We start from the raw sequence: 7,136 nt of genomic DNA, 5'->3' as shown, positions 1-7,136 counted from the left end.
CCGCCCCCGCCCGTACGACGGGCCGGGCGCCGCAGCCGGGCCGCCGCGGCGTGCGCCACGCCGACACCGCCCTGCGCTGCCGGACAGCCCCCACGTCATGGCACCCGCGTGGAAGGACTCCCGCGGTCCCACGCCGACCTTTTCCGGCTACCGAAGCCGCGGCCGGCCGACCCGGCAGGCGCCCCCGGTCAACACCTGCTCCGCGCCGCGCCGCCGGGACACGCCCACGCGGGCCACCACGGCACCCGTCCACACCCGGCTTCGCCGGAGCGGACTCAGTGCGTGCGGCCGGGCGGGATCAGCCCGTGTTCTCCTCGTCGGACGGCTCCGCCGGGGTCCAGCCGGCGCCCGCCAGCACGAAGTCCACCAGTCGTTCGGTGAATTCCCGCGGCTCCGCCGCGAGCCGGGCCATACGGTCGGCCGGCATGACCAGCATCTGGTGCAGGATCGCGCCGACGAGGGCGTTCATGAAGATCGCGGGAGAGGTGCCCTCCGGCAGTTCCCCTCGCTCCAGCGCACCCACCACCAGCCCGCGGCCGGCCGCGATGGTCTCCAGCCTGCTGCGCTCCAGCGCCTCGCCCAGGACTTCGGGGTACACCTTCGCCTCGACCAGGGCGCGCAGCATGACCAGGCCCCGCTCGCCGAAGTAGCGGCGGCTGAGGTTGTCGGCGACCAACAGCAGATCGTCGCGGAGCGGGCCGCTGAGGACGGTGGCCTTCTCCGGTTTCAGGGAGATGATGGCTGCGGCGACCAGGTCCTGTTTGGTCACCCACCGGCGGTAGATCGCCGCCTTGCCGACCCGGGACTCCCGGGCGACCTCGTCGATCGTGAACCCCGCCCAGCCCTTCCTCTCGTAGATGTCGAGCGCCGCGGCGATGACCTTGGGCTCGATCTCCTGGTCCGGGGGGCGTCCGGGCCGCGCGTTCGGTGTGGTGGGTGGAGGAGTCACCTGTCGTATTGTGCCATCGCCCGCCCTGCGTGCCGCCTTCTTGCCGCCACCCATCAGGGACGGCGGTTGGAGAGCACGAGACTGGCCGACGAGGTGAAGTACATCCCTACGCCCTGTACGAAGCTGATCTCCGGGTCCGGAACCTGTACGGCTGCCTCGCCACGCAGTTGGCGGACGGCCTCCTGGATCGCGAACATCCCGTACATGCCGGTGTGGGTGTAGCTCAGTCCACCGCCGTTGGTGTTCATCGGAAGCCTCCCTCCCGGGGCGGTGTGGCCGTCGGCGACAAAGGCGCCGGACTCGCCCCTGCCGACGAAACCGGTGTCCTCCAGTCCGTAGAGCGGCAGGTGGGCGAAGGCGTCGTAGAGCATCAGGTGATCGACGTCGCCGTGCCCGATCCCGGCGGCGGCGAACGCCTCCGCGCTGGAGTTGCGGAATCCGGCGGACGAACCGGGATCGGCCATCTGCGAGACCATCGTCGACTCTCCCGATTCCCCCGAGCCGAGCACATACACCGGGCTGTCCGCCCGCCGCAGATCGGCCGCGCGCCGCCGGCTGGTCAGTACCAGCGCCCCGCCGCCGTCGGTGACCACACAGCACATGTCCTTGGTGAAGGGGTACGCGATCATCCTGGCCGCGAGGACGTCCTCGACGGTCACCGGTTTCCGGCGCGCCGCCCGGGGGTTCTCGACGGCCCATTCGCGTTGCGCGACCACGACCCGCGCCAGCTCCACCCGGGTCATTCCGCGCCCCTGCAGACACCCGACCGCCGGGACGGTGAAGGCGGCGTACGCGGTGACGGCGCCGTAGGGGGCTTCGAACTGCCCGGCCGGGGCCGCCGGATCGAAGGGCTTGGGGGGCGTGCCCACCCGGGAGCGACCGGACTCCCCGTGCACCACCAGGACCACATCCGCGGCCCCGCTCGCGATCGCCGCGGCGGCGTGCCGGACGTGCATGAGGAAGCTGCACCCGCCGACGGCGGTACCGTCCAGCCAGCGCGCGGTGATGCCGAGATGGTGCGCGACCTCGATCGGCATGGGACGGGCGGCGGAGACTCCGTCCACATCGGCCGGGGTCAGTCCGGCGTCGGCCAGCGCGTTGAGCGCGGCCTCGGCCTGTAGCCCGAGGGCCGAGATCTCCGGCCGGACGCCGACCTCGGTGGTCTCGGCGGCACCGACGATGACGACATCGCCGCCGTTCATGCTGAGCCCGCTCATGTGCTCGGCCCTTCCTCGGCAGGAGCGTCTTCCGGCGCGAACACCGGAAGCACGTGTTCGCCCCGCTCGTCGAACCGGACCCGGAGCCGCAGGCCCAGCGGCAGATGCCGGGGCAGATCGCCGGTCTCGGCATCGGTGCCGACGATGTTCGTGAGCATCCGGGGCCCCTCGTCCAGGCGGACCAGGGCGATGACCGGCGAGATGTTCTCGTACCCCGGTGCGGGGCGGTGGTTGACGACGTAGGAGACCAGCGTCGCCCGGCCGGAGGCCACGGTCCACTCGGTGTCGTGGGAGGCGCAGTACCGGCAGAAGGGGCGCGGGTAGAAGTAGTGCTCGCCGCAGCCGCGGCAGCGCTGGATGCGGAGTTCCCCCGCGCGGGCGCCGTCCCAGTACGGCTGGGTGTCGGGGGTGGGTACGAGTTCCCTCATGGCGCCTTCCTGGAGAATGTGCCGCGGTCGAGGACGAGCCGGTCGCCGACGCGTGCCCGGAAGCGGCAGCCCGCGCCGTCCTCCCACATCTCGACCGTCAGTTCCTCGCCCGGTACGACGGGCTTGGCGAAGCGCACCGACATACCGCAGAAGCGCGCCGGGTCGCCGTCGCACAGGACGTGCAGCAGGGCGCGGCCGGCGAAGCCGAAGGAGCAGAGGCCGTGCAGGATCGGCCGGCCGAAGCCGGACTTCTTCGCGGATGCCGGATCGGAGTGCAGCGGGTTGCGGTCGCCGCTGAGGCGGTAGAGCAGCGCCTGGTCGGTCCGGGTGGGGTAGCTGATCGTGTAGTCGGCGGGGGGGGTGGGTGGTTCCCACGGATCCGTGGGAACGCGTCCGCCGCCGAAGCCGCCCTCACCGCGGATGAACATGGTGCGGCGCGCGGTGGCGAGCGGTTCACCGGTGGTGGCGTCGGCCATCTCGGACTCGACCACGGCGAGGGCGTCGTCGCCCTTGTCGTGGAAGCCGAGGATGGTGGAGGTGGTGCGGGCGGTTCCCGCGACGGGCAGCTCCCGGTGCAGGGTCAGTTCCTGCCCGGCGTGCAGGACGCTGGAGCGGGGAAAGTCGCCGAGGACGACGGGCCTGTCCCGGGGCGTGAGCATCACCCCGAAGGAGGGCAGTACGCGCTGTTCGAGGCCGTCGGTGTTCTCGGTGGTGAACTCCATTTCTGTGAGGGGATCCTGACCCGCTCCCACGCCCAGCGCGTACAGGATCGCGTCGGTGGAGTTCCATGTTCGCTCTCCGGCGTCGAGGCGCTGCCCGACCGCCGTGAGGTTGAGTGCCATCGCGGGCACCTTTCTGTTCTGCGCCGGTGTGTCGCCGGGACCCGAGGGCCGGCGGTTCGCGTCAGCGGTAGACGGGAGTGAGCCGCTGCTCCATCGGGCCGCCTTCGACGACGGTGCCCGCCTCGGCGAGTGCGGCGATCTCGCTCTCATCGAGCCCGGCTTCGCGCAGGACCTCCCTGGTGCGCTCGCCGGTGCCGGCGACCGGGAGAGGGCCGAACCGCTGAGTGCGGCTGAAGGTCGCGTAGCGGCCGGGAGCGAGGATGGTGATGCCGTCCGCACCGGGTCGGATATGGCTGAACTCGTCGGCCAGCAACTGCTCGTCGCTCAGCACCTCACTGATCCTGCGGGCCCGTACGGCGGGCACTCCCGCCTCGTTCAGGGCCTGTGCCGCGTCCCTGCCGGTGTGTTCGCGCAGTGCGGCGGTCAGCGCGGCGGCCGGATCGGCCGCCAGCTCCGCCTCGTCGACGTTGAGTCCTGCCGAGGCCAGGCGCCGGGCGGACACTGCCCCGGAGCTGTTCGCATGGAGGCGGATCCAGCCGTCGGAGACCGGATAGAAGCGGTCGAACGGGTCGGTGCCCCGGTGGTCCCGGCCGCCGACGGACGGCTCGGGCCGGTCGCGGTAGCGCACCAGCTCACCGGACTGGAGGAAGGTCGCCGTCCCGGCCAGTGAGGTCCAGGCGTGCTGCCCCTCACCGGTGCGCTCACGGTGGAGCAGGGACAGCACCGCGGCCAGTGCGGTCATCACCGCCGATGTGGTGTCGACGAGGGCGATGGTGTTGGCCACCGGTTCCGAGTCCCCGCCCTGACGCTTCATCATGCCGCTCATGGCCTGGACAACCATGTCCACGGCGGGTTCCGCGGCCATCGCTCCGACCTCGCCGTAGCCGGAGAGGGACACCGTGACGATCCCCGGGTTCACCGAGCTCAGCGTCGGATGGTCCACGCCGAGCCGGGCGGCGACACCGGGCCGCGAGGAGTTGACCACCACATCGCTCACCGCGGCGAGCCGGTGGAACGCCGACTTCCCCGCGGGCTTGCTCAGATCGAGGGCGAGGCTGCGCATGCCCCGGTTGTAGGTGAACGCCTTGGAGCGGAAGGGGTCGCCCTGGATCGGCTCGACCTTGATCACATCGGCGCCCAGTTCGGCCAGCAGATGTCCGGCGTACGGCCCTGCCACGAAGGTGCCCATGTTCAGGACGCGGAGCCCGGACAGCGGCCCGGCCACGAGCCGGGGCCATCCCCGGGTGTCCGCCGGGCGCGGGGCACGGGCGCGCACCTCGTCCTGGTGCCCGCCGAGTGCCGGTGCCGGACCCGCGACAGCCCCGGGGGAACGGGTGAGCCGCAGTGGTACGCCCGGCATGGTGACGGTACCGCGCTCGGGGTCGGTCACCTCCTCGCGCATCCCGATCGCCTGTATCTGCTCCTGATCCAGCCACTGCGAGGGATCGTCGAGGGGTCCGCAGGGGATGCCGAGAGATCCGAAGATCTTCAGCCACTCGTCGCGGTCCCGGGTGAGAAATGCCTCGCTGATCCGCCGGGTGGTCCGGCCGAGGTTCTCGGGCGCGAGCAGGCGCGGCATGCCGCCCTCCCTCTCGTCGAGCATCTCCCCGAGGCCGATCGCACGGATCAGCGCTGTCTCGAACTTCACCCCGAGTCCGCCGCAGCCGAGCCATTCGCCGTCGCCGGCCCGGTGTCTGGTGTACGTGGGGTGGCGGCCCGCCGGCCCGACCGCCGTACTAGGGTCGGGCACCCCCGCGTTCACGGTGAGGAGGCTCACCGCCGCCTGCATGACCGCGTTCAGGCCGGTGACCGTCACCCGCTGTCCGGTACCCGAGCGTTCGCGCTCCAGCAGCGCGGCGGCGGTGCAGGTCATGGCCCACAGGCCCTGCACATACAGGAACTGGGGCAGTACGGACTCCACCGGCCCGCCGTCGTAGCAGGACTGGCGCCACGCCACTCCGCTCGCGGCGGCGAGCAGACCGTGCGACTCTTCCCCGCCGGTCCAGGGCGTTTCGCCTCCGGTGGCGTACGGGGGGACCTCGACGATCACCAGCCCCGGGTTGGTTCGGCGCAGCCGGTCCGGGTCGAGTCCGTGAGCACGCAGGACTCCGGCGTCCCTGACCACGCACACATCCGCGCCGCCGAGCAGCGCTTCCAGCCGGGAGCACTGCTCCGGTACGGCCGGGTCCACGACCATGCTCTTCTTGCCCCGGTTCCAGACGGCGAATCCGGGCAGGGAACGCGCCGGATCGCCCTCGGGCGGTTCGACCTTGACGACCTCCGCGCCGAAGTCGGCGAGGAACATGCCGACGACCGGTCCGGCGATCCCGGTGGAGAGGTCGACGACCTGGATGTCACGCAGCACCGTCATGGGTACGTCACCTCGCCTGCTGGTCGCGGTTGAGCTGTGCGGCGAAGGCGCTCGGCGGCAGCCCGTCCGCGACCCGGCGGAAGTTGTCCTCCATGAGATCGCCGAGCTGTCCCGGATCCCATGCCCGGGTGGTGTTGAGCTGCCGGATGACCTCCGGGTTGCTGTAGAGGCCGACCTGGTAGCCGCGGGCGCCCAGGGTGCGGCCGGTGAGCCAGGCGGAGCGCTCGCTCGCCAGGTACACGGCCAGGGGTGCGATGTTGTCCGGCGAGCGGTCGGGAGCGTCCTCGTTCCCGGGCTTGCTGACGCGCTTGTCGTCCGGGACGGTGGCGGTCATCCGGGTCGCCGCACCCGGGGCGATGGCGTTGGCGGTGACGCCGTACTTGGCGAGGCCCTGGGCCAGGGAGTAGGTGAGTCCGACGATGCCCATCTTGGCCGCGGCGTAGTTGGGCTGCCCCGGTGAGCCTTCCAGACCGGATACGGAGGCGAAGTTGATGATCCGGTAGTTGCCTTCAGGGTTTCGCTGCTCACGGAAGTAGCGCGCTGCCGGGCGGACCGTCGAGTAGTGGCCCTTGAGGTGCACCCGGATGACGGCGTCCCAGTCCTCCTCGCCGAGGTTGAAGATCATGCGGTCGCGCACGATGCCGGCCGAGTTCACCAGGACATCGAGTCTGCCGAACTCCTCGACCGCGGTGGCCACCAGACGTTCACCGGTGGCCACGTCCCCGATGTCGCCCCCGTCGGCGACCGCGCTGCCCCCGGCCTCGCGGATCCCGGCCGCGACTTCTTCCGCCGGGCCCTTGTCCCCGCCGACGCCGTCGGGCGATGTGCCCAGGTCGTTGATGACGACGGCGGCTCCCTCCGCGGCGAATCGCCGGGCGATCGACTCACCGATTCCCCGGCCGCCGCCGGTCACCACCGCCACTCGCCCATCAAGCCAGCCCATGCCTCGACTCCTCTGTTGCAGTGCTCCGACAGCAGTGAAAGTTAATACGGACGCTATCCGTCTGTAAAGGGTTCGGGCCCTCCTTCGGGGCATTTGCAGACGAATATTGTCCGCATCAACCCCGCCTGACCGGCGGGCCCGGCGGCGAGCATGCGATCGGATGCCGAAACCCCCGCAGTCCGCGCGGACATGCCGGCGTCCGCGCCCCTGGGGATCACCCGGGACGCGGACGTGAGCACGGAGGTACGACTGAGCGTCGGGTCGAGCGTCGCCCGCGGCGGCTCCCGCGGCCGGGACCGGTCGGACCGGGCTTCGGGGCTGGCTTCGGACCGGGCTTCGGACCGGGCTTCGGGGCGGGAGATCTCGCCGCCCAGCGGGCAACGGGT

Annotated in this window: 6 protein-coding genes; all 6 read right to left on the bottom strand. The window is 71.5% G+C overall.

Annotated features, from left to right (window positions below; translation table 11 throughout):
• Positions 1-298 precede the first annotated feature (298 nt).
• Entirely contained in the window at positions 299-949 is a 651-nt protein-coding gene (locus ACWF94_RS28240) for a TetR/AcrR family transcriptional regulator (protein WP_453494398.1), read from the bottom strand.
• 53 nt (positions 950-1,002) lie between these two features.
• Positions 1,003-2,166 (bottom strand): thiolase C-terminal domain-containing protein, encoded by a 1,164-nt coding sequence (locus tag ACWF94_RS28235; protein ID WP_453494396.1) that lies wholly within the window; start codon positions 2,164-2,166, stop codon positions 1,003-1,005.
• On the bottom strand, positions 2,163-2,594 hold the full coding sequence (locus ACWF94_RS28230; protein WP_453494393.1) for a Zn-ribbon domain-containing OB-fold protein: 432 nt from the start codon (positions 2,592-2,594) through the stop codon (positions 2,163-2,165). The genes ACWF94_RS28235 and ACWF94_RS28230 overlap by 4 nt, the downstream gene beginning before the upstream one ends.
• On the bottom strand, positions 2,591-3,436 hold the full coding sequence (locus tag ACWF94_RS28225; RefSeq protein ID WP_453494390.1) for a MaoC/PaaZ C-terminal domain-containing protein: 846 nt from the start codon (positions 3,434-3,436) through the stop codon (positions 2,591-2,593). The genes ACWF94_RS28230 and ACWF94_RS28225 overlap by 4 nt, the downstream gene beginning before the upstream one ends.
• A gap of 61 nt (positions 3,437-3,497) precedes the next feature.
• The gene (locus ACWF94_RS28220; RefSeq protein WP_453494387.1) at positions 3,498-5,807 is read right to left on the bottom strand and encodes a CaiB/BaiF CoA transferase family protein; all 2,310 of its coding nucleotides are present in this window, start codon (positions 5,805-5,807) and stop codon (positions 3,498-3,500) included.
• 7 nt (positions 5,808-5,814) lie between these two features.
• Positions 5,815-6,750, bottom strand: coding sequence for an SDR family NAD(P)-dependent oxidoreductase (locus tag ACWF94_RS28215; protein WP_453494384.1), 936 nt, complete (start codon positions 6,748-6,750; stop codon positions 5,815-5,817).
• Positions 6,751-7,136: the final 386 nt, after the last annotated feature.

The organism is Streptomyces sp. NPDC055078 (assembly GCF_053607985.1).
The sequence above is the reverse complement of the archived record's forward strand: the minus strand, read 5'-3'. Positions and strand labels throughout refer to the sequence as shown.